Origin of the sequence: Paenarthrobacter sp. NPDC089714 (genome assembly GCF_044748905.1) — a bacterium.
Classification (GTDB): domain Bacteria; phylum Actinomycetota; class Actinomycetes; order Actinomycetales; family Micrococcaceae; genus Arthrobacter.
Genome location: NZ_JBIVGX010000006.1, coordinates 197,894 through 220,965, shown reverse-complemented (window position 1 = coordinate 220,965; position 23,072 = coordinate 197,894). Strand labels below are relative to the sequence as shown.

Here is a 23,072-nt window from a genome sequence, read left to right as displayed (position 1 = left end):
GCGCGGTCCGGATTTCCGGGCCGCGCCTTTTTATGCTTGGTTGGTCTCCTAGACCACGGTCAGCGTGATGAGGGAACCCTCGGGAACCTCGCTGTTGACCGGGTTCTGGTCCCGGACCGTGCCGAAGAAACCGCCCAGGATCTCGTTGACTTTGACCTCGAACCCCAGATCCTCGAGCTGCTTCCGGGCGTCCTTGGCCTGCTTGCCAACAAAGCTCGGAACCTTGACCAACTTGGGGCCCTTGGAAACGGTCAGCGTCACAGAGTCGCCCTTGATGAGGGTTCCGTTGGCTGGGGACTGCGTCACGACCGATCCCTTGGGCACGGTTTTGTCATTCACGGTTTCCGGCGCGATCACGGCCTTCAGCCCGGCGTCCTGGATCGCCTTGACGGCGGCGTCCTGCGGTTGGCCTTTGACATCCGGCACCGGGATGGGCTGCGGACCCTTGGAGACAACCAGTGCTACTGGCGTGCCGTGCCGGACTTCGGTGCCTTTGGCCGGGTCCTGTGAGAGGACGACGCCGGCAGGTGCCTTGTCGTCGAAGGCCTGGGTTACGTTGCCCAGGGCCATTTGCGCGGTGTTGAGGGCGTTTTTGGCGTCATCGAGTGTTCCGCCCGTCAGCCCGGGAAGCGCGAACAGTTGGGCGCCCTTGGACACAAAGAGCGTGATGGGCTGGAACTTCCTCACCTGCGCACCGGATTCGGGCTGGGTTCCCACAGTGAGGCCGGCCTTGATGTCGTCGTCGAAGACGTCCTGCGGTTCCGACTGGAATCCGGCGGTGCGAAGGAGTTGTTGTGCTTCGGCAACGGTCTTGTTCTTTACATCCGGGACGGTACCGGGAGATCCCGGACCCATGCCGAAGAACCATCCCGCGGAACCTGCCAGGAGCGCCAGGATGACGATCACGATCGCCCAGATCACCCCACGGCGCCGTGGATTTCCCTCGCGGAGGGGCCGGACCGGAGTGGCCGCCGCCCGGGCACGGTCCTTGGATTCCTGCTTTTCAAGCCGTTTCGCTTCGCGCTTTCCGGGCGTGCGGACGGGATCGTCAACGCCGGGTATGGTGGCGCGTCCCTGGGGAGCGGCCGAGGCCATCACGGTTGTCGGGTTGCTCTGGTGGGAAATGAACTCCGTGGGCGAAGACGTGGCCGGGATGGCCTCCGTTGGGTGCTCCCCGTAGCGCACCGGGGCCGTCGCCGGCAGATGCCCGTTCGAGGACGCCTGCTTGTGGTCGAGTTGCTCGTCGCTGAGCGAGGTGCGGATATGGCGGAGCTCGGACAACAGCGCGGTCCCGTCCACTGGGCGGTTCTCGGCGTCCACCGCAGTGCACCACTGGACCAGTTCGTCCAGGTCCTGAGCCAATCCGGGCGCGGCCTCGGAAGGCCGCGACACGGCGGAGTTGACGTGCTGGTAGGCCACTTGGATGGGGGAGTCGCCGGCGTACGGCTGCTTGCCCGTCAGCATCTCGTAAAGCATGATCCCGGCTGAGTAAATGTCGCTCCTGGCATCGGCGGCTTTACCCAGCACCAGTTCGGGAGCCAGATACGCGACGGTGCCGATCAGGGCGCCGGTGCTGGTGGTGGCGGTGACAGCCCTGGCCAGTCCAAAGTCGCCCACCTTGATCCGGCCGTCGTCGGCAATGAGCACATTCTCGGGCTTGATGTCCCGGTGGATGAGGCCGGATCCGTGGGCTGCCGCCAGTCCCTCAATGACCGGATCGATCAGGGCCAGGGCCAGCCGGGGAGGGAGGGCGCCCTGCTCGTCCAGCACATCGCGGAGCGTGTGGCCCTTGACGTATTCCATCACCAGGTAGGCGATGTGGCCGTCTTCGCCTTGGTCCAGGACACCCACCACGTGGGGGTGGGACAAGCTTGCGGCTGCCTTGGCCTCGCGGCTCAGGCGTTCCAGGAAAGTCTGGTCATTGGCCAGGTGGGGGTGCAGGACTTTCAGGGCCACATCGCGTTCCAAGCGCTGGTCCGTCGCCAAGTAGACCGTGGACATTCCGCCTCTCGCGAGGCGTGAGCGCACCAGGTAGCGCCCGTCCACGGTTGTTCCGATCAGGTGGTCCTGCTGAGGTTCTTGCACCATACGATCCTAGTCGAGGCGTGGAAGAGGCCCGAATTCCAGCGGAATCCGGGCCTCTTCACGTGCTTGGCAGGGCTCTCAGGCGAAGGTGCGCTGGCGGGCCTTGATCGACTCCACATATCGCTTGGTGTCGTCATACATGCCGTACTTGCTCACCGAGTACTGACCTTGGTAATAACCGGCGATGGCGGTGTCCAGGTCCTTGGACGTGGCAACCAGGGCGCGGATGATGGCTACGCCGGCAGTGGCGTTGTCATAGGGGTCCAGGAGGTTCAGTTTTCGTCCTACCAGGTCCGAGGCCCACTCGCCCGACGACGGGATGACCTGCATGGTGCCGATGGCGTTGGCGGGAGAGACAGCGCGCTGGTCGAAACCGGATTCCTGTTCCGCGAAAGCCAAGGCCAGCGAAGGGCTCACGCCCATGCGACGGGCAGTGTCCGCCACGATCGTCTTCATTTCGGCACGGCTGGGCACCGGTGAAGCGTTGAGCAGGGCCTTGTTTTCGTTTGCCGAACTCACCACCGCGGGCGGGTAAGTGAAGCCAAGGAAGGAACTGGGCACCAAAGGCGTGGTGCTCGACGCCGGCGCCAGGCTGTTGCTTCCCGGAATGGTCAGCTTCTGGCCGGGGTAGATGACAGTGGTGGCGGTGACGTTGTTGGCGCTCATGAGCGCGGACAGGGAGACGCCCTGCCGGGATGCGATGGAGCTGAGGGTGTCACCGGCCTTGATGGTGTAGGTGCCGGAGCCCGACGCCGGCGCGGATGGAGCCGGGGCAGGTGCCGGAGCGGACGGGGCGGGTGCGGAGGAACCAGCGCTGACCTTGATCTTCTGGCCGGGGTAGATGATGGAACTTCCGTTGAGGTTGTTCCAGCTGAAGATGCTGGACAGGGGAACTCCATGCCGGGCCGCAATGGCCCCCAAGGTGTCGCCGGACACCACTGTGTACGTCGCAGCAGCATCCGATGAGACAGCCGGGGTAGGCGCAGCGGCAGGTGCCGGAGCGGGAGTGGCCGCGGGCGCCGTGCCCTTGAGCTGGATGGTTTGGCCTGGATAGATCAACGTGGTGGCCGTGAGCTTGTTCAGCTTCAACACCTCGTTGGTGTCCAGGCTGAACCGGTGGGCAATGGCACTGATGGTGTCGCCCCTGACGATCTTGTATGTGTCCGGGACGGACGGTGCCATGGGGCGCAGCGCTGCGGGAAGCGCTGACGCGACGGACTGCGCGGGGATGACATGTGCGGCCTGGGCAGCCTGGGCCTGGATCGCGGCGGCCAGCGTAGCCGGAATCTTGCGCGGCTGCGGCAACGGGGCTGCCGTGGCGGGCTGGGCCACTGCAAGCGAGGACAACACCACTGCAGGAAGCGCAGCCGTGGTTGCCGCGATGACGGGCATGCTCATGGTTCGTTTCGTCGAGCGGGGCGTGGTCATGAAGTGAGTCCTCATCTCGGCAGCGGGGGATGGTTGGGTATTGCCGCTGTTACCAATGTTACTGATGTTATCAATGATGCAGTTGTTATCAATGGTGCAAGTGTGATCAAAGTGAATCTCTCATACTTATTCCATCGGCACAACAATTCCTCGCGATTGACGAAATCAGGCGGGAAAGCCGTGGAGGGTGAAACAGGAATGCCCGCTCCCTGAAAGCATTCGGCTAGGCGGGAGGTGGGGCGTCATGGCACCCTTGATCCGTGAGTAATCTTGAAAACCTTGTAACCGACTGGCTGCCCCTGCCCGATGTCGCCGAGTTGTTGGATGTCACCATCACCAAAGTCCACGGACTGCTCGACGAGCGCGCGATGGTGGCCGTCAGGCGGGGTGAACGGAATATCCGTTCCATCCCGGCACTGTTTATCCAGGATGGACACGTCGTGGACAGCCTTAAGGGGACCGTTGCCGTCCTCAGCGATGCGGGCTACAGCGACGAGGAATTGATTGTCTGGCTGTTCACGCCGGATGAGTCCCTGCGCGGCCGTCCCATTGATGCACTGCGTGAAGGACGAAAGACGGAAATCAGGCGCAGGGCCCAATCCCTGGCCTGGTAGCAGGACCAAACAAAAGGAATCGACGGCGGTGCCACACCGCCGTCGATTCCTTTTAAGTACCTTGCCTGATGGGTCAGGCCGCGCGGCTAACGGCCGCCTCGGCCAGATGGCGGAGCGCCGAAAGCGGCAATTCCGCCAGAGGCAGCTGTTCGAGCGCCGCGAATGCCTGGTCGCTGAGTTCCGCAATGAGCGACTCAGTGGCGTCCAAGGCGCCGCATTCGACAATAATGTGACGGATGCGGTCAACTTCCTCCGCGCTGAGGTCCTGCTTTCCCAGGAGTTGGTCTACGTGGGCCGCGTCTGCAGCGGACGCCATATTGATGGCAAATCCCACCAGGACCGTACGTTTGCCTTCGCGGAGGTCGTCGCCTGCAGGTTTGCCAGTGGTTTCCGGATCGCCGAACACGCCCAGGACATCGTCACGCATTTGGAAGGCCTCGCCCAGTGGCAAGGAGAAGGCCGAGTAGCCCCTGAGCAATTCCGCGGGTGCACCGGCGAGGGCGCCGCCCAGCGCAAGGGGATGCTCTGTTGAATACTTGGCCGACTTGTAACGGATGATCGCCTTGGCCCGATCCACTGATCCCGCACGCTCCCGGACCGGACCGGCCACTTCCTCAAGGATGTCCAGGTACTGTCCGGCCATCACTTCGGCCCGCATGAGGTTGAAGATGGACCGGGCCTGGGAACCGGCTGCCGCCCTGGGGCCGATCCGGGTAAACGATTCTTCACTGAAGGAGAGGCAAAGGTCTCCGGTCAGGATGGCGGCCGCCTGGCCGAACCGTTCGTTGTCCAGGGCCCAGCCGTTGACCTCGTGCAGTTGGCTGAATCGCTTGTGCACACTGGGGCCACCGCGGCGGGTGTCTGAACGGTCGATGATGTCGTCGTGGATCAAGGCGGCAGCCTGGAAGAGTTCCAGGGCGCAGCCTGCCGTCAGGATGTCCTGGTGGTTTTCGGCGCCGCCGGCCCCCCGCCAACCCCAATAGCACATGAGGGCACGCAGCCGCTTGCCGCCCGTGACCAGGCTCGAGATTGAGCCCAGCAGGGGCTCCACGTCGGGGGACACTGTCGCCATGATGTCCTGCTGTGAGGACAGGAAGGCTTCGAGATGGTCCGCCACGCCCAGGATGAACCGGGACTGTTCCGCCTGGAGCTGTTGCACGTGCGCGGTCACTTGACGGAACCGGCCGCCACATTGGCGCCGATGGTAAAGGTGGAGACGCCTTCCTTCTGGCGGACAGAAAGATTAACTGTTTCGCCGTCACCCCGGATGAAGTCGATCGAGGTGACGTTGCCCACCGTTCCGGATCCGGGAACTTCTTTGAAGCCCTGGGCCTCCAAGGATGCCTTGTAGTAGTCCACCACGCCTTCCGGCGGAGCCTTGACGGTTCCGACCAAGGCCACCGTGGCCGGGGACGCCGTCTTGTCGAAGCTGCTGGAACGGACGGACGTTTTTGGCATCACCGGAATCAGTTGCTGGGGGAAGCCTTCAACCAACGCTCCGACAGTGGCAGTGGCGCTGGGGGCAGGCGTGGCCGGACTGCTGGCAGGGGATCCCGTGGTGCTTGCTGTAGGCGTGGAGGACGCCGGGGCCGCTGAGGTAGAAGAGCTGGAGGCCGACGGAGCAGCGGACCCCTGGGGGGCAGGGGTGCAGGCGGAAGCCGCCAGGGCGACGGTGATTGCGATCAGGGCAAGTCCTCGCACGTGGGCAGTTCCAGGGAGCTTCACAGGGGTATCCTTCCGTTGGCTGACGCCGGGGCGTTCCTCCAGTTTAGTCAGTGGCCGGGCATAGTATTGCCGTTGTGAGGCAGGATGCAGTTGGCGGCGGCGCGGAAACGGACCACGGGTCGGCCCGCAGTGCTGCGGACGCCTTGCGCGAACTTCGGCGCACCAGCATCCTGCATGTGGACATGGACGCCTTTTTTGTTTCAGTGGAACTCCGGAACCGGCCGGACCTGCGGGGCAAGCCGGTGATTGTCGGTTTCCCGGCCGAACGCTCCGTGGTTCTCTCCGCGTCCTATGAAGCCCGCGCAACGGGAGTGAAGTCAGCCATGCCCATGGCCATAGCCATGAGGACGTGTCCGGCTGCCGTTATAATCCAACCCCGCCACAAGCTGTACTACGAGGTTTCCGGGCAGATCATGGACATCTTCGCTTCCATCACGGATCTCGTCGAGCCGTTGAGCGTGGATGAGGCCTTCCTGGATGTGGGAGGTGCCATCCGTCGATTGGGTCCGCCGCTGGAGATCGGCCAGCTGATCCGCCGTCGCGTACAGTCCGAACTCGGCATCACTGCATCGGTGGGAATTGCCGGGACCAAATTCGTGGCCAAGATCGCATCAACGCGCTGCAAGCCGGACGGCATCCTGAAGATCGACGCCGCGGACACGGTGGCCTACCTGCACAGTTTGCCGGTGAATGCGCTGTGGGGCGTCGGCGGAAAAACCGCGGAGGTCCTGGCGCGCCTCGGGATCCGAACGGTAGCCGACGTCGCCGCAACTCCGCGCGCATCACTCAAGAAGGTTCTGGGTGCCAGCGGCGAACACGTGCATCGGCTGTCCATGGGTGTGGACCCCCGCCCGGTGACTCCCACCCGGCTTGAAAAGAGCATCGGGGCCGAGGAGACCTTCACCACGGACACGGCGGATCCTTCACTGCTGAACAGGGAGTTGCTCAGGTTGTCGCACCGGGTCGCCGGACGGCTGCGGAGCGCCGGAATGCTGACACGTACGGTGGCCCTGAAACTGCGTTATTCGGACTTCTCCACCGTGACCCGTAGCAGGACCGTGCAGACTCCCATGGACAGCGCCCAGCTCATTTACCAGGTGGCCGTCCAGCTCCTGGACTCGCTGGGTCCCCGTCCGCTGAGTGTCAGACTGGTGGGCGTCCGCGCGGAGCAATTGGAGGCTGCCGGCCAAACGTCCATGCAGCTCAGTTTTGATCGCCGGGACGACAATTGGAGGGCGGCCGAGCAGGCGTTGGACCGGGTTGCCGAGCGGTTTGGTTCCAAGACACTCCTTCCAGCGCGGTTACTGGAGCCCGGCAAGCCTCCCGAGGAGCCCTGAGCCGCGGCTCGGGGCTCCATTCGAGCTGTTTGCCCGTCTTTCAGAACGGCGCTGGACAAACTATCCTAAGGAGTACAGATATTTAGATCGTCTGGACTGCTGTTTCCTGAGCTATCGGCCCCGGGAAGCCTGCTTACCTTCGCAGGAATTCATGGGGAACCAATTCTCGGATCCGTTCGTTCTGGAAACAGACGCAAAGGCCGCGGTCCGTCCAGACGCTGGCTGACTTAAGGAGGTCGGGATGCCCCTCTCGGAGCACGAACAGAAGCTGCTGGAGCAACTCGAGAAGCAGCTTCACGAGGACGATCCGAAGTTTGCCAACACCATGGGGTCTGATCCCATTCGCAGTTGGTCCACCCGACACGTCATCATCGGTGTGCTGGGTGCCATTGCGGGCATTCTTCTCTTGCTTGTGGGAGTTTCACTCCAGCAGATATTTGTGGGCGTCCTCGGTTTCGTGGTGATGGGCGCGGGCGTCTACTTCGCAACGCTGCGTGGAGCCGCCTTCGGTAAGGGACGCAAGGGCAAGCCCGGCAAGGCCAAGTCCAAGAGTTCCTTCATGAGCAGCCTGGAAGAGCGCTGGGACGAGCGTCGCCGCGACGACAACTGAGCGTTCTGGCGTGAAATGACGTCCGGCACCAGTGGCCGGTCTTTTACCCAACCAAGAGTTTGACGTGTGGCGCCCCCGAAGGGAGCGCCACAACAGCGTCCGCCATAAGACCCGAACAGGGTCTTTTCGTGTTTAACGGGCCCGGGGCGCTCCCGCCCCTCCACTTTCCACCCCTTTCCGGATTTCCCTCCATTTCCCTCCCGTCGGGCTGATTCCTGGCGCGATTCCGCCCGCGGGACCTTTCCGACGTAGGACAAGGGGAGGCGAATCCGCCGCGGCTTCCCTGAACCCTCCACTTCCCACCACGCCCCGAATTCCGCGTCATTCCGGCCTTCGGGAATCTCAAAGTGGTGGAGAAACGCCGCGGCGTGCGTTGACTGTGGTGCGTTGTGGAGTAAAGTGGAGCGCATAAGAGGGTAATGGCAGGGCTGGGTATGTGCGGGCACCTTGATTGAGGGGCGGTGGGCCGGTGTTTCTGGGCACCCATTCGCCGCGTCTCGATGAGAAGGGCCGGATCATACTTCCCGCCAAGTTCCGCGAGGAACTGGCTGAGGGCTTGGTTCTTACAAGGGGCCAGGAGCGCTGCATTTACGTCTTCAGCCAGAAAGAATTCGAACGCATTCACGAGTCGATGCGGGAGGCTCCACTGTCCTCCAAGCAGGCACGCGATTACATTCGGGTTTTTCTGTCTGGAGCCTCTGACGAGGTACCTGACAAGCAGGGGCGCGTGACGATTCCGCCGGCGCTCCGGTCTTACGCAGGGCTCGGCAGGGAACTGGCAGTCATCGGCGCCGGTACCCGCGCTGAGATCTGGGATGCCGAAGCTTGGGAGGAGTACCTCGCCGAGAAGGAAGCCGCCTTCTCGGAGACCGACGATGACAATCTGCCCGGGTTCTTCTAGCCCGACAGAACAGGCAGTACCGGTTCTTGGATGGGATCTCCAGCCGCCCATCGATCCGCTTTCCTGGCTCACCTTCCCCGGAGCCAGGCCGGCGGGGCGATAGGCGCGGATGGGGATCCGGTTCAAGAACCACCAGCAGGGCCAATGAGGAAAGAGGAGGCAGCGTGGAGGAGCAAGACGCGGCAAAGCCCACATCGGAACGCCACGTACCCGTCCTTAAAGACCGCTGCATCAATCTCCTCGCTCCAGGCTTCGAGGCTGCCCGGAAGCGCGGCCAAACGCCCGTGGCCATCGATGCAACGCTGGGCATGGGCGGACACTCCGAGGCCATGCTGCAAAGATTCCCGGACCTGCACCTCGTGGGCATTGACCGCGACGAGGAAGCGCTGGCGTTGGCAGGTGCGCGCTTGGAGCCTTTCGCAGGTCGGACCGACCTGGTCCACGCCGTGTATGACGAGATCGAGGAGGTCCTGGCGGATCTCGGGATCGACGAGGTGCATGGCATCCTGATGGACCTGGGTGTGTCCTCCCTGCAGCTTGATGAGCGCGAACGTGGCTTCGCGTACTCCTACGATGCCCCGCTGGACATGCGGATGGACACGAGCCGCGGACAGACGGCCGCCGATGTGGTCAATGAATACAGCGAAGAAGACCTGGTGCGGATCATCCGCAAGTGGGGCGAGGAGAAGTTCGCCGGCCGTATCGCCAACAGGATTGTCAGCGCCCGTGCGCAGAAGCCGTTCGCTACCACGGGGGAACTCGTGGAACAGATCCGGGCCGTGGTTCCCGCAGCGGCTGCAAAGAGCGGTGGGCACCCTGCCAAACGTACGTTCCAGGCCCTGCGGATCGAAGTCAACGAGGAGTTGGACGTCCTGGAACGCGCGGTCCCTGCCGCCGTGGCTTCCACGGCCCTGGGCGGTCGGGTGGTGGTCATGTCCTACCACTCCCTGGAAGACAAGATCGTCAAGTCGGTCTTCCAGGCAGGATCCAAGTCTTCGGCACCCTTGGGCTTCCCCGTTGAACTGGAAGAACACAAGCCCGAGTTGAAGACACTGACCAAGGGCACCGAGGTGCCAACTGCAGAAGAAATTGCCGAGAACCCACGCGCGGCGTCAGCCCGCTTGCGGGCCGTGGAGCGCATCAAGCCAAGGAGAGCCGTATGAGCAACGCCGCAGCGAAGTCATTGCCCTCCACGGTGGGCAACACGGCCCGGGCACTTCCGTTCCCGGCGGGAAAGCCTGGGGAGGGACGCAAGCAACGGACGCCACTCTCGGTGGTCCGCAACGCGCCCCGGAAACGTCGAACGCCCGTTGTTGTGCTTTGCCTGGTTGCCTTGGCGGCTGCCCTTTTGACCGTGCTGGTACTGAACATTTCCGTGTCCACTGCCCAGTACCGCTTGGTGCAGTTGAAGGCTGAAGCCGCAACGCTCACCAAGGAAAACCAGGATCTGACACAGAAGAAGCAGAACTACGAGGCTCCGCAGAATCTGGCAGCGAAAGCGGCAGAATTGGGAATGGTACAGTCCACCGTCAAGGGCCAGATTGATGTCAACACCATGACGGTCACCGGAAAGGCAACGCCGGCCGTGAAGGGAGACAATCCCTCGGCCCTCATTGCCCCTCCGGCGATTGCCGGACAGCTCGACGTGGTTCCGTCGGTGACAACCAAGGATCCGTTGGAGAACCTCAAGCCGGCAACCCCCGCAGCCCCGGAAAACCCGGCGCAGGCAACAACTCCGGCAGCACCGGCAACCGGAACGGCTGCGCCGGCTGAACTGCACGGCGGGTCCGTCCCGGCTCCCCAGCAAAAGACTCCAGGGCAGTAAACAAACCGACCACTGAGCCAAGGCCAGCAGCAAGGAATCAACGTGGCGCAAAACCCCGGCAAATCGAAGAAGACGAAAGTGCCGGCGGCGAGGAAACGCCTGCGGGTTGGTTTGGGCATCATGCTCACCTTGCTGCTGGTGGTGGGTGGCAAGCTGTTTATGGTCCAGGGCCTGGATGTGGGCGGTATGGCCGAGGCTGCCCTCGCCAACCGGCTGACGCCCCAGGTGCTGCCTGCAGAGCGTGGGAAGATCGTCGATGCCAACGGGACCGTTCTGGCCAGCAGCGTCATACGCTACAACATCGTGGTGGACCAGGTCCTGAACACGGCAACCACCGAGTTCAAGAGGTACAACCAGCAGACTGAGGCCGTAGAGACCATCTCCCGGGACCAGGGGATCACGGAATTGGCCACCTTGCTTGGCACCGATGCGGCAAAGGTCCGCGAGTCAGTGACGGGCGACAAGAAATACTTCGTTGTTGCCAAGGACGTCAAACCAGAACTCGAGGACAGGATTTCCAAGCTCCACGTTCCGGGTGTTGCCGCGGAAGGCGTCAGCAAACGCGTGTATCCCAACGGAAGCGTGGCGGGTGGGGTGGTCGGTTTCCTCCAGGACGGAACCACGGGTCAGGCCGGCATTGAGCAGACCCAGGACGAGGTGCTGCGGGGCACGGAAGGCAAGCGCGTCTTTGAGATCGGCGCTGACGGCCTGCGCATCCCCGTTGCCACGGACGAATTGACACCCGCGGTGGATGGCAGTGACGTCAAGCTGACCATCAACACGGATATCCAGTACTTCGCCCAGCAGGCCATCCAAAGCCAGGTCAACAAGCTCAATGCCGAGTGGGGCGTGATTGTGGTGATGGACACCAAGACCGGCAACCTGATCGCCCTGGCGGACACGAACGCACCGGATCCCAATGACCCCGGCAAGGTGGATGCCAAGGACCGCGGCGTGCGCGCCGTGACGGCGGCCTACGAGCCGGGCTCGGTGGAGAAGATGATTACTGCGGCGGCCGTGATCGAGGAAGGCAAATCCAATCCGCTGGACCACTTCACCATCCCGCCGTCCTACACGATAGATGGGCAAACCTTCACGGACGCTTTCGAACACGGCACCGAGGAACGGACGCTGGCCGGCATCCTTGGCTGGTCCATGAATACCGGCACCGTCATGGCCGGCAGCAGGCTGAGCAAGGAACAGAGATACGACTGGCTGAAGAAGTTCGGCATCGGTGAACAAACGGACATCGGCTTGCCGGCCGAGGCCACGGGTATCCTTGCCAAACCGGAGCAGTGGGACGATCGCCAGCAGTACACGGTGCTCTTCGGCCAAGGCGTCTCGCAATCGACGCTCCAAACGGTCCGCGCTTACCAAAGCATCGCCAACAACGGCGTGATGCTGCAGCCACGGCTCATTGACAGTTACGTCAGCCCGGACGGAGTGGAACAGAAGGTTCCCGCCAAGGACACACGGCAAGTTGTGACCAAGGAAACGGCGCAACAGGTCCGGGACATCCTCGAGAGCGCAGTCACCGAGGGCCAGATCAAGGACGCAGCGATCGATGGCTACCGCGTGGGAGCCAAGACGGGAACGTCGCAGGCGCCGCGCGAGGACGGACTGCCGGGCTTTGATGGCTATACAGCCTCGATGGTAGGCATGGCTCCCATGGATGACCCACGGTTCATCGTGGAGGTTGTCCTCCAACGCCCCAAGGGCAGCATCTACGGCATCACCAACGGGCCGGTCTTCCGGTCCGTCATGTCGCAGGTGCTGAGGACCTACAACGTGGCTCCGTCCACAGGAACGCCCGCGCACTTGCCGCAGTTCGTCAAGTAAGCTTCTTGGGCGCCTGTTTCGGCCCCAAGTTTCGATCCAGCACGACCGGTCCGGTGCCCTTGGCAGCCGGCCGGTCGTTCCACTGAGCACCAATGGAGAACCACGTGTCAGAGCAAAATGAGGCAGCTTCCACCGCCACGCCGGAGGCCGGGTCCGCGTTCCGCCCCGCATCCGTTGCTTCCGTGCCCCTCGAGGTCATTGCCGAAGCTCTTGGTATTACGGCGCCGGAGGCCACCGAAGGTGGGGGAGTGACAGGCATATCCCTGAACTCCCGTGCGATCGAAGCGGGAGACCTGTACATGGCGCTCCCGGGGGCCAGCCGCCATGGTGCCGACTTCGTGGACCAGGCGGTTCAAGCAGGTGCTGTTGCGGTGGTGACTGACGACGCCGGTGCGCGCCAACTCGCGCTGGCAGGCGAGCAGCCCGTTCCTGTCCTGGTGGTTGACCAGCCGAGGGCCGCCGTCGGACGTTTGGCCGCCCTGATTTACCGCAGCCAGCCGGACGAGGGCGGGCACCCCACCTTGTTCGGCGTCACGGGCACCAATGGCAAGACCACCACGACGTATTTCATCAATTCGTTGCTGCGGGCTTTGGGCAAGGTCCCGGGCCTCATTGGCACCATCGAAATCCTGGCGGGCGGGGAACCCATCCCCAGCCTCCTGACCACACCGGAGTCCACGGACGTCCACGGCCTGCTTTCGCTCATGCGTGAAAGGGGCCTCGACGCCGCTTCCATGGAGGTCTCGTCGCATGCGATCTCCTATCAGCGGGTGGATGGCGTGATGTTTGACGTGGCCGGCTTCACCAACCTCACCCAGGACCACCTGGACCTCCACGGCAGCATGGAGGAGTATTTCCGGACCAAAGCCGAGTTGTTTACCGCAGCTCGCGCACGCCAGGCCGTCGTGACGGTGGACGATGCGTGGGGCCGCCGGCTCGCGGAGTTGGCGGACATCCCGGTCACCACCCTCGCGGCGGCTTCGGACGACTTCGACGCCGATTGGCGCGTTTCGTCCGTGAAGGCCCGCGGCTTGGGGAGCGAATTCGAGCTCCGCCATCGCGACGGCCGTGTCCTGCAGGTCCACACGGGGCTCCCTGGCGATTTCAACGTGGCCAACGCGGCCCTTGCCACGGCCATGGTCGCCGCTTCCGGAGTGGACACGGAAACCCTGCAAAAGGCCTTGGACCAGCAGGATCCGTTGACCGTCGCGGTACCGGGCCGCATGCAGTTGGTGGCAACGGAGCCCGCTTCCGTCGTCGATTTTGCCCACAACCCCGATGCTTTGGCCCGCGCCCTGAAGGCAGTACGGTCGGCGGAGGAAGGATCGCGGGTGATCGTGGTGTTTGGAGCCACAGGACAACGCGACCAGGGCAAGCGCCCCACCATGGGCGCCATCGCGGCACAACTCGCTGACATCGTGGTCATCAGCGACGATGATCCCCACGACGAAGACCCGGCGGCCATCCGCGCCGAGGTCCTTGCCGGCGCCAAGGCAGCACGGGACAAAGACGGCCTGAGCTGCGAGATCATCGAATCCTACCCCCGCGACGCCGCCATCCGGCGGGCAGTGGACCTGGCCACGGCCCGGGACACCATTCTCGTCGCGGGCCGGGGACACGAGGTCTGGCAAGAGGTCAAGGGTGTCAACCTGGCGCTCGACGACAGGGTGGAACTGCGGAACGCCTTGACATCCAAGGGATTCAGCGTTTCAACGGACCAGCGGATAGAGTCCTAAACCGAGATGATTGCATTTACTGCGGCGGAGATCGCCGACATCACCCATGGCCGCTTGACCGGGAGCGGGGACATCGTGCCCGTTTCCGTGGTCACCGATTCAAGGGAAGCAACCCAGGGTTCGCTCTATGTTGCCAAGCCCGGAGAGCACGCAGACGGCCACGACTTCGTCAACGCGGCGTTTGAGCGCGGCGCCGTCCTGGTCCTGGGCGAACGCGAAGTCACCGGACCCGACGGCAAGCCGTATCCCGCCGTCGTGGTTGACGATGCTGTGCTCGCCATGGGCGCCTTGGCTGCTGAAGCCGTCCGCCGCATCCGGGCCGAACGCACCGGGCGCGGTGAGGACTTTACGGTCATCGGAATCACCGGGTCAGCTGGAAAAACCACCACCAAGGACCTCCTGGCCGGCATCCTGTCCCAGGCCGGGCCCACGGTGGCTCCGCAAGGCTCCTATAACGGAGAGGTAGGCGTTCCGCTCACTGTCTTCACCGCAACGGCAGACACGCGGTTCCTGGTCATCGAGATGGGGGCCACGGGCCTGGGCCACATCAAGTACCTCGCTGACATGGTGAAGCCGGACATCGGGGTGGTGCTGGTAGTGGGTACCGCCCACGCCGGCGAATTCGGCGGCGTCGAGAACATCGCCAAGACCAAGGGTGAACTGGTCGAGGCGCTCGGCGGGAACGGCACTGCCGTCATCAACCTCGACGACGGCCGCGTGGCCGCCATGCGTTCACGGACCACAGCCCACGTCCTCGGATTTACCTCCTCGCCGGCCACAACGGAAGAAGTGGAAGCCCGCAACGTGGTGGTGAATTCCGAGGGGCACCCGGACTTCCAGCTGGTACTGCCCGACGGCGGTCCGGCCGTCGAGGTGCGGAGCAAGCTCATCGGTGGACACCACATCACCAACCTCCTCGCCGCTGCGTCCGCGGCATTTGCGGCGGGCATTCCTGCCGCTGACATTGCGGCGTCACTCAGCTCACAGTCGGCTGCCAGCCGGTGGCGGATGGAGCGGACGGAACGGCCCGATGGCGTCACCATCATCAACGACGCCTACAACGCCAACCCGGAATCCATGCGTGCCGCCCTGCGGACGCTCGCTGACTTGGGCCAGGGACGCCGTACGTGGGCGGTCCTGGGTGCCATGCTCGAGTTGGGGGAGGACTCCATCCGCGAGCACACAGCGGTGGGCACGCAGGTAGTCCGGCTGAACATCTCCCGTCTGGTGGTGGTAGGCCGCGAAGCCCGCGCCCTGTACGTCTCCGCCATCCAGGAAGGATCCTGGGGAGACGAATGCTCGTTCACGGAAACCGCGGATGAAGCCTACGAACTGCTGCAACGGGAACTCCAACCCGGCGACCTCGTCCTGTTCAAGTCCTCCAACGGCGTTGGGCTGCGGCACTTGGGCGATCGGATAGCATTACCCCCACGGGCCGAGCCCACCGGGGAAGACGCGGCGAACAAAGCCGCAAGCGAAGGGAACGAGCTGCTGTGATTGCACTTTTGATCGGCGCCGGCGTCGCCCTTTTGGTGGCCCTCATAGGCACGCCCCTCTTCATCCGGTTCCTCGTGGCCAAGAGCTATGGCCAGTTCATCCGCGACGACGGACCCACCTCGCACCATACAAAGCGCGGTACGCCCACCATGGGTGGCACCGTGGTGGTGGCGGCAGTCCTGGTGAGCTACTTCGTCACGCACCTCATCATGTGGTTGATGAACCCGCGGTCACCGGGACCGTCCGCTTCGGGATTGCTTCTGCTGTTCCTCATGGTGGGCATGGGTTTCGTAGGATTCCTGGACGACTTCATCAAGATCTCCAACAAACGCAGCCTCGGACTGAACGCCCGGGCCAAGCTGATCCTGCAGGCCGCCGTCGGCATCATCTTCGCGATCCTGGTGCTTCAGTTCCCCAACGAAGACGGGCTGCGGCCGGCCTCCACCCAGATTTCACTGGTACGCGACATACCCTGGCTGGACCTTGCCTTTGCGGGGACAGTGGTAGGTGCAATCCTCTTCATCATCTGGTCCAACCTGATCATCACCGCCGCTACCAACGGCGTGAACCTCACCGATGGGCTCGATGGCCTCGCGGCGGGCGCCTCCATCATGGTCTTTGGCGCCTATACCATCATGGGTATCTGGCAGAACAACCAGGCCTGCGGGTCCCCCCGGGAAGCCGGGAGCGGGTGCTACCAGGTGCGCGACCCCATGGACCTCGCCCTCCTTGCCGCGATCCTCAGTGCGGCCCTGGTGGGTTTCCTGTGGTGGAACACCTCGCCCGCCAAGATCTTCATGGGGGACACCGGCTCACTGGCGATCGGTGGTGCCGTAGCCGGCTTCGCCATCCTTTCCCGGACGGAACTGCTCCTGGCTTTCATCGGCGGCCTCTTCGTGCTGATCACGCTGTCCGTGATCATCCAGGTGGGTTTCTTCAGGTTGTCCGGTGGCAAACGCGTCTTCAAGATGGCACCGCTGCAACACCACTTTGAACTCAAGGGCTGGGCGGAAGTCACGGTGGTGGTCAGGTTCTGGATCCTGGCCGGCCTGTTCGTGGCCGCAGGCCTGGGTATTTTCTACGCTGAATGGGTGGTGCTGCTGTGAACCACGGCCCCGAAACAACGCAAGCGGACAACGAGAGGCTCAAGGACCTCACCACCTGGGATTCGGCCTGGAGCGGACTTCGCGTCGTAGTTACCGGCATCGGCGTGTCGGGATTCGCCGCGGCGGATACGCTGATTGAACTCGGTGCCCGGGTAGTGGTGGTGGATGCCGCCACTTCGGCGAAGGCCAAGGCACAGGCCGACACCCTGAAGATCGTGGGGGCCGTGGACGTGCTCCTCGGCGAAGACGCCGTCAGCGTCCTGCCGTTGATCGACGGTGAAAAACCCGAACTCGTCGTCACCTCTCCGGGATGGCGGCCCGACCAAGCCTTGTTGGCTGCAGCCAAACGCAAACACATCCCGGTCTGGGGCGATGTGGAACTGGCGTGGCGCCTCCGTGTGCGCGAGGGCCGGAAAACGGCGGACTGGCTGGCGATCACGGGAACCAACGGCAAAACCACCACGGTGGGAATGACCGAGTCCATGCTGCAGGCCGCGGGGCTCAAGGCCATTGCCGTGGGGAACGTAGGCACGCCAATTCTGGACGCCCTGCGCGATCCCGTGGAGTACGACGCCTTTGCCGTGGAACTGTCCAGTTTCCAGCTGCACTGGAGCCACTCCCTCTCACCTGTGGCCAGTGTTTGCCTCAACGTCGCCGAGGACCATGTGGATTGGCATGGTTCCTACGAGTCCTACCTTGCGGACAAAGCCAAGGTGTATGAGAACACCCGGATTGCAGCCATCTACAACGCCGAGCAAATCGAAACCGAGCGCATGGTGGAGAATGCCGACGTCGTGGAGGGGTGCCGTGCGGTCGCCTTCACCACCAACACGCCGTCCATCAGCATGGTCGGCGTGGTGGAGGGCCTTCTCGTGGACCGGGCCTTCATCCCGGAACGGAAGGACTCGGCCGCGGAACTCGCTGCCATGTCGGATCTCGGCCCGGTGGCTCCGCGCCACATGGTGGCCAATGCGTTGGCGGCCGCCGCACTGGTCCGTGCTTACGGAGTTGAGCCGTCCGCGGTCAAGCAAGGCCTGGTCAACTTCCTTCCAGGTGCCCACCGGATCCAGGCCGTTGCCAAACACAACGACGTCCTGTGGATCAACGACTCCAAGGCCACCAACCCCCATGCCGCGGCTGCGGCCCTCTCCGCTTTCCACAACGTGGTCTGGATTGCCGGTGGCCTGTCCAAGGGAGTCAACTATGACGACCTCGTGAAGGAACAGGCTGCGCGGCTCAAGGCCGTGGTGCTCATCGGGATCGATACCGAGGCCTTGGAGGGGTCCCTCAGGCGACACGCACCCAATGTCCCCGTAATAGCGCAACCGAAGAGCGAAACTGAAAAGGTGGAGACCGCAGCTGCCTCACCGATTTTTGGTGAGACCATCATGGCCCAGGCCGTGGCATCGGCAGCGGGTGTGGCACAGCCGGGGGACACCGTCCTCATGGCACCTGCTGCAGCCTCCATGGATCAGTTCTCTTCCTACGCTCACCGTGGCGATGCTTTCATCCAGGCAGTCCGCGAGCTCGTGGAAGGGCAGGCACAGACCACCGAGGAGTAGCAATGGTCAGCACGCCCACCCGTAGCCGCGGCGACGCCGGCGGTACCGGGAAAGCCAAGACCCCCGGGGCTCCCGGCAATCAGCCCAAGGGACTCCGCGGACACCTCCGGAAATTTTGGGAGGGCCTGGAAGGCAAGAGCAAGGCCCCCAACAGTTCCACGTATTACCTCATCCTCGGCTGCGCCATGGCGTTGACGGCAATTGGCGTGATGATGGTGTTGTCGGCCTCCAGCGTCGAAGCCATCTCGGAAGGCAAGTCGCCGTATGCCGACGCCCTGAAGCAGGCGATGTTCGGCGTAGTGGGGCTCGTTGCCATGTACGTCATTTCGCGGACCAACGTGAGCTGGATGAAGAAGCTGTCCTGGTGGGGACTCGGCGCTGTCGTGATCCTGCTGATAGCTGTGCAGGTGTTTGGACGCAGCGCCCTGGGTAACCAGAACTGGCTGGACATCGGTGGCATCAGCATCCAGCCCTCGGAAATTTCCAAACTGGTGCTCTGCGTGTGGATCGCGGCGGTTCTGGCGCGCAAGGAAAAGTACCTGGACCGCTGGCTGCACGTCATCATCCCGGTTGTTCCGGGGGCCGGTTTGGTTCTGGGCTTGATCCTCATCGGCAATGACCTTGGCACGGCGATAGTGGTCATGGCCATCATCGCGGCTGGACTCTACTTCGGCGGCGTTCCTGGCAGGATGCTGGCGATTGCGGGCGCCGTCGGTGCCCTCGGCGCCACTGCGATGACCGTGATCAGCCCCAACCGCATGTGCCGCGTGACCGCTTGGCTGGGAGTCGCGGGTGACTCCTGTACGGCGGACTCGGACTTCAGCTACCAATCCACCAACGGCATGTACGGACTGGCGCAAGGCAGTTGGACAGGGCTGGGCCTGGGCCAGAGCCGGCAAAAGTACAACTGGCTCCCCGAAGCACACAACGACTTTATTTTTGCCATCATCGGCGAAGAATTGGGGTTGGTGGGCACCATTGTGGTGCTGGTCCTTTTCGCTGTCCTGGGCATCGCGATCTTCCGCGTGGTGGTCCGCCAGACGGACCCGTTCCAGCGCACGCTCGCGGGCGGCATCATGGTGTGGCTGCTCGGCCAGGCCAGCATGAACATGGCGGTGGTCACGCAGCTGCTTCCGGTGATCGGAGTCCCGCTGCCGTTCATCTCCGCGGGTGGCTCCGCGCTGGTCATGTCCCTGTGTGGCGTGGGCGTAGTGTTGTCCTTGGCCCGGGGCCAGTTGCCGCCGCAGCAGAGGCCCCGCCTCCTGCCACGACGAACACCCAAATCCGCACGAAAGCGTACCCGTACTTCATGACTCCTGACTCGCCCCGGCCAAGCAGGCCGCTGTCCGTCGTTCTCGCCGGTGGCGGTACAGCCGGACACATCAGTCCGCTCCTTGCCATCGCGGACGCCATCAAGGCCAAGCGTGAGGACGCGGCCATCCTGGCGGTAGGGACGCCGTCGGGCATGGAAACCAGGCTGATCCCGGCGGCGGGCTACGAGTTGGCCACCATTGACCGGGTGCCGTTTCCCCGGCGCCCCTCCCTTGACTTGCTGAAGCTGCCCGGGCGGTTGTCCGGTGCCGTCGGGCAGGCCGGCCGAATCCTCGACGACGCGAAGGCGGACGTGCTTGTGGGAGTCGGCGGTTATGTGTGCACACCCATGTACTTGGCCGCCCGCAAACGCGGCATCCCGATCGTGATCCACGAGGCCAACATGAAGGCCGGGCTCGCCAACCGGGTCGGTGCCCGTTTCAGCGACCATGTGGCCGTGGCGTTCGCCGGAACCAAACTGCGGGGCGCCCGCCACGTGGGCATGCCCATGCGCCGGGCCATTTCAGGATTGGACCGTGCCTCGGCGGCCCCTGCCGCCAAGGCATTGCTCGGTTTGGATGCCGACCGGCCCGCACTCATCGTTACTGGTGGATCGTCGGGCGCGGCCAGTATCAACCGTTCAGTGGCGGCCGCCTTGCCCGCACTCGCCGCGGCGGGAATCCAGACGCTGCATATCACCGGAACAGGGAAGGCCATCCACAACGCCGACGGCGGCCTGCTCGCCGCCGAGGGATACCGGCAAGTCGAGTACGTGGATGGCATGGAGCATGTCTACGCCGCCGCTGACGTGCTCCTGGCACGTGCCGGAGCCGCGACCGTCAGCGAAGTGGCCGCGGTGGGAGTACCCGCTGTCTTTGTTCCCTTGCCGATCGGCAATGGGGAGCAGGCCTTGAACGCTGCGGCTTTGGTGGAAGCAGGCGGTGCGCTCCTCGTCGAGGACAAAGCACTGACTCCCGACTGGTTGGAGACCCGGCTGGTGCCTCTCTTGTCCGACCGGCAGCGCCTGGAAACCATGGCCCGGACCACGGAGCACCTTGGTATTAGAAACGCCGATCAGCGCATGGCTGATCTTGTCCTGGAAGCGGTAACCGCATGACCCACTCTGTCCACGCACTCGAGTCCCTTGGCCGTGTCCACTTCATCGGGATAGGCGGGGTAGGCATGTCTGCCGTGGCCCGGATCATGGTGGCCAGTGGCGTGCCCGTGAGCGGCAGCGATGCCAAGGACCTCCCGGTCATGCATGACCTTGCGGCAGCGGGTGCACGCATCAACGTCGGCTACGACGCCGGCCACCTGGGAGATGCCCAGACAGTCGTAGCCGGCTCCGCGATCCGCGACGACAACGCGGAGCTCGCCGCTGCCCGGCAGGCAGGCCTTCCCGTCCTCCACCGTTCGGAAGCGCTGGCTGCCACCATGGCGGGCCACAAAGTGGTCACCGTCGCAGGAACCCACGGTAAATCGACAACCACCTCCATGGTTGCCGTGCTGCTGAAGGAAGCTGGTTTCGATCCCACGTTTGCCATCGGCGCGAACGTGCCGTCCCTCGGGGTCAACGCCGCCCGTGGTACTTCGGACATCTTCGTGGCCGAGGCCGATGAATCGGATGGTTCCTTCCTGAACTACCGCCCTCTCATCGCCGTCGTGACCAACGTCGAGGCAGACCATCTGGACCACTACGGGACGGCGGAGGCCGTCTTTGCGTCCTTTGACGCCTTTGCCGCGCTTTTGCCGCCGGAAGGCCTCCTGCTGGCATGCGCCGACGATGCCGGCGCCAGAGCACTTGCTGAACGTACCGCCGCCAGCGGAACCGCCCGGGTGCTCACCTACGGAACCACGAACGACGCCGGTATCCGCCTTGAAGACGACGGAACCGGAAACGTTTCGATCGCCGTCGACGGTGCCAGCCACGCAGTGCACCTGCAGGTGCCTGGCCGGCACAATGCCCTGAATGCGGCCGCAGCCTTTGGTGTTGCGCTCGAACTGGGCGTGGACCCGGTCGCAGCTGCCGCAGCCTTGGGACACTTCACGGGTGCCTCGCGGCGCTTCGAATTCAAAGGAGAGGGCAGGGGAGTGCGGGTCTACGATGACTATGCACACCACCCCACCGAGGTCCGCGCGGCCCTGTCGGCTGCAAAGTCGGTAGCCGGTGACAACAAAGTGCACGTCCTCTTCCAACCGCATTTGTTCTCCAGGACCCGGGAATTCGCCGCCGAGTTTGCCGGAGCTCTGGACCTGGCGGACACCGCCCTGGTGCTGGACATCTACCCTGCCCGCGAAGATCCGATTCCCGGTGTGACGAGCGCGCTCATCGCGGACAAGCTCTCGCGCGGCCGCCTGGTGTCGGCGGCCGATGCCGTCTCTGCCCTCGTTTCGGGCGCGAGGGACGGGGACGTTGTCCTCACCGTAGGGGCGGGGGACGTTACCGCCTACGGACCCGCGATCGTGGAGGCACTGGATGGCTAGTACCCGCAGGCCAACCTTCAAACCCGGGAGCGACGCCCAGCGCGCTGCGCCGGGATCCCCGGCCATCGGCAAGCAGGACCCGGTCGTGATCAGTGCCGAGCGCGCCGTGGAGCCCGCGGTGAATATCTCCACCGCAAAAGACACGTTGGCCCCGAAGATTTCGCCGAAGGGCAAGGCCGTTCGGAGCGGCAAGCGCGGAGGCAAAGCGGCAAGCCCGGCATCCGGCGAGATGACCGACCCCGGCAACGTCATTGCCTTTCCGGAACCGAAGCGACGGCGGGTCAGGCGCCACGTCCTCTGGACCCTCCTGGGGGTCCTGGCCGTTGTTGCCCTGGTGGTTGGCGGCGCTGTCTTTTCGCCGGCCTTGGCGGTCCGGACCATCACGGTGGACGGGACCAAGCTCCTGACGCCGGATGCGGTCCGGACTGCACTGGCCAAGGTCCAGGGCAAACCGCTTCCCCAGGTGACGGAACAGGAAGTGGGTGAACTGCTCAAGCCGTTGGTGCAGGTGCGCTCGGCCACCATCGAGGCCCGGCCTCCGTCCGAACTCCTGGTGCATGTGGAGGAGCGTGTACCGGTGGCGTTGTTGAAACAAGGGGACTCTTTCGTCATGGTCGACGTGGATGGCGTGCAGCTCGGAGCCACGCAGGACCAGTCCGCCGTCGCGTTGCCCCTGATTGACGCGGGTGCCGGAGCCGGCAACACCGCACTCTTTAAGTCGATCGCTGCCGTCCTGAACACCTTGCCGGCGGATGTGTTGGCCAAAATGTCCACGGCATCGGCTGCTTCGCCGGACGCGGTGGAGCTAAAATTGGTGGACGGAAAGACGGTAGTGTGGGGCAATGCCGAGGACAGGGAACTGAAGGCGAAGGCGCTTGAGGCATTGTTGAAGATGCCGCCCGATCCCAAGGTGGCCGTGAGCGTCTACGACGTCAGCGTGCCGCGGCATCCGTTCACAAAATAGCTGTTTCACAAGGTAACCCGACTGGCGGAGATGGGCCTTATTTCTGCT

General features: G+C 63.9%; 19 protein-coding genes. 15 read left to right on the top strand and 4 right to left on the bottom strand.

From position 1 onward, the window contains the following. Positions 1 to 48: 48 nt before the first annotated feature. Positions 49 to 2,088: a Stk1 family PASTA domain-containing Ser/Thr kinase gene (gene pknB / locus ACIPY3_RS13100; protein WP_400334675.1), complete on the bottom strand. Its 2,040-nt coding sequence runs from the start codon at positions 2,086 to 2,088 to the stop codon at positions 49 to 51. Between the two features lie 75 nt (positions 2,089 to 2,163). Then, positions 2,164 to 3,513: a LysM peptidoglycan-binding domain-containing protein gene (locus ACIPY3_RS13095; RefSeq protein WP_400334673.1), complete on the bottom strand. Its 1,350-nt coding sequence runs from the start codon at positions 3,511 to 3,513 to the stop codon at positions 2,164 to 2,166. Positions 3,514 to 3,773: 260 nt separating this feature from the next. On the opposite strand from ACIPY3_RS13095, the gene ACIPY3_RS13090 reads away from it, so the two are divergent. Further along, positions 3,774 to 4,127, top strand: a complete 354-nt coding sequence (locus tag ACIPY3_RS13090) for an Rv2175c family DNA-binding protein (protein WP_400334671.1) — start codon at positions 3,774 to 3,776, stop codon at positions 4,125 to 4,127. A gap of 73 nt (positions 4,128 to 4,200) precedes the next feature. Here ACIPY3_RS13090 and ACIPY3_RS13085 read toward each other — a convergent pair whose 3' ends face one another. Both ACIPY3_RS13085 and ACIPY3_RS13080 read right to left on the bottom strand, forming a co-directional pair. Beyond that, positions 4,201 to 5,286, bottom strand: coding sequence for a polyprenyl synthetase family protein (locus ACIPY3_RS13085; protein WP_400334669.1), 1,086 nt, complete (start codon positions 5,284 to 5,286; stop codon positions 4,201 to 4,203). Between the two features lie 8 nt (positions 5,287 to 5,294). Then, positions 5,295 to 5,852, bottom strand: a complete 558-nt coding sequence (locus tag ACIPY3_RS13080; RefSeq protein ID WP_400334668.1) for a hypothetical protein — start codon at positions 5,850 to 5,852, stop codon at positions 5,295 to 5,297. A 74-nt stretch (positions 5,853 to 5,926) separates the two neighbouring features. On the opposite strand from ACIPY3_RS13080, the gene dinB reads away from it, so the two are divergent. The 14 genes from dinB (at position 5,927) to ACIPY3_RS13010 (ending at position 23,024) form a co-directional block, all read left to right on the top strand. After that, positions 5,927 to 7,189, top strand: coding sequence for a DNA polymerase IV (gene dinB / locus ACIPY3_RS13075; protein ID WP_400334666.1), 1,263 nt, complete (start codon positions 5,927 to 5,929; stop codon positions 7,187 to 7,189). Positions 7,190 to 7,430: 241 nt separating this feature from the next. Continuing rightward, positions 7,431 to 7,799 (top strand): DUF3040 domain-containing protein, encoded by a 369-nt coding sequence (locus ACIPY3_RS13070; protein ID WP_397322898.1) that lies wholly within the window; start codon positions 7,431 to 7,433, stop codon positions 7,797 to 7,799. Between the two features lie 469 nt (positions 7,800 to 8,268). Beyond that, the gene (mraZ, locus tag ACIPY3_RS13065) at positions 8,269 to 8,700 is read left to right on the top strand and encodes a division/cell wall cluster transcriptional repressor MraZ (RefSeq protein WP_397322897.1); all 432 of its coding nucleotides are present in this window, start codon (positions 8,269 to 8,271) and stop codon (positions 8,698 to 8,700) included. A gap of 164 nt (positions 8,701 to 8,864) precedes the next feature. Then, a complete protein-coding gene (rsmH, locus tag ACIPY3_RS13060; RefSeq protein ID WP_400334663.1) occupies positions 8,865 to 9,863 on the top strand; it encodes a 16S rRNA (cytosine(1402)-N(4))-methyltransferase RsmH in 999 nt (332 codons plus the stop codon). Next, the gene (locus ACIPY3_RS13055; protein ID WP_400334662.1) at positions 9,860 to 10,525 is read left to right on the top strand and encodes a hypothetical protein; all 666 of its coding nucleotides are present in this window, start codon (positions 9,860 to 9,862) and stop codon (positions 10,523 to 10,525) included. The genes rsmH and ACIPY3_RS13055 overlap by 4 nt, the downstream gene beginning before the upstream one ends. Before the next feature lie 42 nt (positions 10,526 to 10,567). After that, positions 10,568 to 12,364 carry a peptidoglycan D,D-transpeptidase FtsI family protein gene (locus ACIPY3_RS13050; RefSeq protein ID WP_400334660.1) on the top strand — a complete coding sequence of 599 codons (1,797 nt, stop codon included), beginning with the start codon at positions 10,568 to 10,570 and terminating at the stop codon, positions 12,362 to 12,364. Positions 12,365 to 12,468: 104 nt separating this feature from the next. Beyond that, the gene (locus ACIPY3_RS13045) at positions 12,469 to 14,100 is read left to right on the top strand and encodes a UDP-N-acetylmuramoyl-L-alanyl-D-glutamate--2,6-diaminopimelate ligase (protein WP_400334658.1); all 1,632 of its coding nucleotides are present in this window, start codon (positions 12,469 to 12,471) and stop codon (positions 14,098 to 14,100) included. 6 nt (positions 14,101 to 14,106) lie between these two features. Next, a complete protein-coding gene (gene murF, locus ACIPY3_RS13040; RefSeq protein WP_400334656.1) occupies positions 14,107 to 15,597 on the top strand; it encodes a UDP-N-acetylmuramoyl-tripeptide--D-alanyl-D-alanine ligase in 1,491 nt (496 codons plus the stop codon). Further along, complete coding sequence (gene mraY, locus ACIPY3_RS13035) at positions 15,594 to 16,703, top strand: phospho-N-acetylmuramoyl-pentapeptide-transferase (protein WP_400334654.1); 1,110 nt, start codon at positions 15,594 to 15,596, stop codon at positions 16,701 to 16,703. Before murF ends, mraY begins: the two co-directional genes overlap by 4 nt. Beyond that, positions 16,685 to 18,265 (top strand): UDP-N-acetylmuramoyl-L-alanine--D-glutamate ligase, encoded by a 1,581-nt coding sequence (murD, locus tag ACIPY3_RS13030; RefSeq protein WP_400334652.1) that lies wholly within the window; start codon positions 16,685 to 16,687, stop codon positions 18,263 to 18,265. The genes mraY and murD overlap by 19 nt, the downstream gene beginning before the upstream one ends. Before the next feature lie 2 nt (positions 18,266 to 18,267). Then, positions 18,268 to 19,578 carry a putative lipid II flippase FtsW gene (gene ftsW, locus ACIPY3_RS13025; protein ID WP_400334651.1) on the top strand — a complete coding sequence of 437 codons (1,311 nt, stop codon included), beginning with the start codon at positions 18,268 to 18,270 and terminating at the stop codon, positions 19,576 to 19,578. Continuing rightward, a complete protein-coding gene (murG, locus tag ACIPY3_RS13020; RefSeq protein ID WP_400334649.1) occupies positions 19,575 to 20,693 on the top strand; it encodes an undecaprenyldiphospho-muramoylpentapeptide beta-N-acetylglucosaminyltransferase in 1,119 nt (372 codons plus the stop codon). Before ftsW ends, murG begins: the two co-directional genes overlap by 4 nt. Further along, entirely contained in the window at positions 20,690 to 22,060 is a 1,371-nt protein-coding gene (gene murC, locus ACIPY3_RS13015; protein WP_400334646.1) for a UDP-N-acetylmuramate--L-alanine ligase, read from the top strand. Before murG ends, murC begins: the two co-directional genes overlap by 4 nt. Next, the gene (locus ACIPY3_RS13010; protein ID WP_400334644.1) at positions 22,053 to 23,024 is read left to right on the top strand and encodes an FtsQ-type POTRA domain-containing protein; all 972 of its coding nucleotides are present in this window, start codon (positions 22,053 to 22,055) and stop codon (positions 23,022 to 23,024) included. The genes murC and ACIPY3_RS13010 overlap by 8 nt, the downstream gene beginning before the upstream one ends. Positions 23,025 to 23,072: the final 48 nt, after the last annotated feature.

What these genes read in the sequence shown, in the direction of transcription:
- ftsW (WP_400334651.1), top strand. Translation starts at nt 18,268, where the DNA reads ATGGTCAGCACGCCCACCCGTAGCCGCGGCGACGCCGGCGGTACCGGG.
- ACIPY3_RS13095 (WP_400334673.1), bottom strand. Translation starts at nt 3,513, where the DNA reads ATGACCACGCCCCGCTCGACGAAACGAACCATGAGCATGCCCGTCATC.
- pknB (WP_400334675.1), bottom strand. Translation starts at nt 2,088, where the DNA reads ATGGTGCAAGAACCTCAGCAGGACCACCTGATCGGAACAACCGTGGAC.
- ACIPY3_RS13010 (WP_400334644.1), top strand. Translation starts at nt 22,053, where the DNA reads ATGGCTAGTACCCGCAGGCCAACCTTCAAACCCGGGAGCGACGCCCAG.
- murD (WP_400334652.1), top strand. Translation starts at nt 16,685, where the DNA reads ATGGGTGGTGCTGCTGTGAACCACGGCCCCGAAACAACGCAAGCGGAC.
- ACIPY3_RS13055 (WP_400334662.1), top strand. Translation starts at nt 9,860, where the DNA reads ATGAGCAACGCCGCAGCGAAGTCATTGCCCTCCACGGTGGGCAACACG.
- murF (WP_400334656.1), top strand. Translation starts at nt 14,107, where the DNA reads ATGATTGCATTTACTGCGGCGGAGATCGCCGACATCACCCATGGCCGC.
- ACIPY3_RS13070 (WP_397322898.1), top strand. Translation starts at nt 7,431, where the DNA reads ATGCCCCTCTCGGAGCACGAACAGAAGCTGCTGGAGCAACTCGAGAAG.
- murC (WP_400334646.1), top strand. Translation starts at nt 20,690, where the DNA reads ATGACCCACTCTGTCCACGCACTCGAGTCCCTTGGCCGTGTCCACTTC.
- murG (WP_400334649.1), top strand. Translation starts at nt 19,575, where the DNA reads ATGACTCCTGACTCGCCCCGGCCAAGCAGGCCGCTGTCCGTCGTTCTC.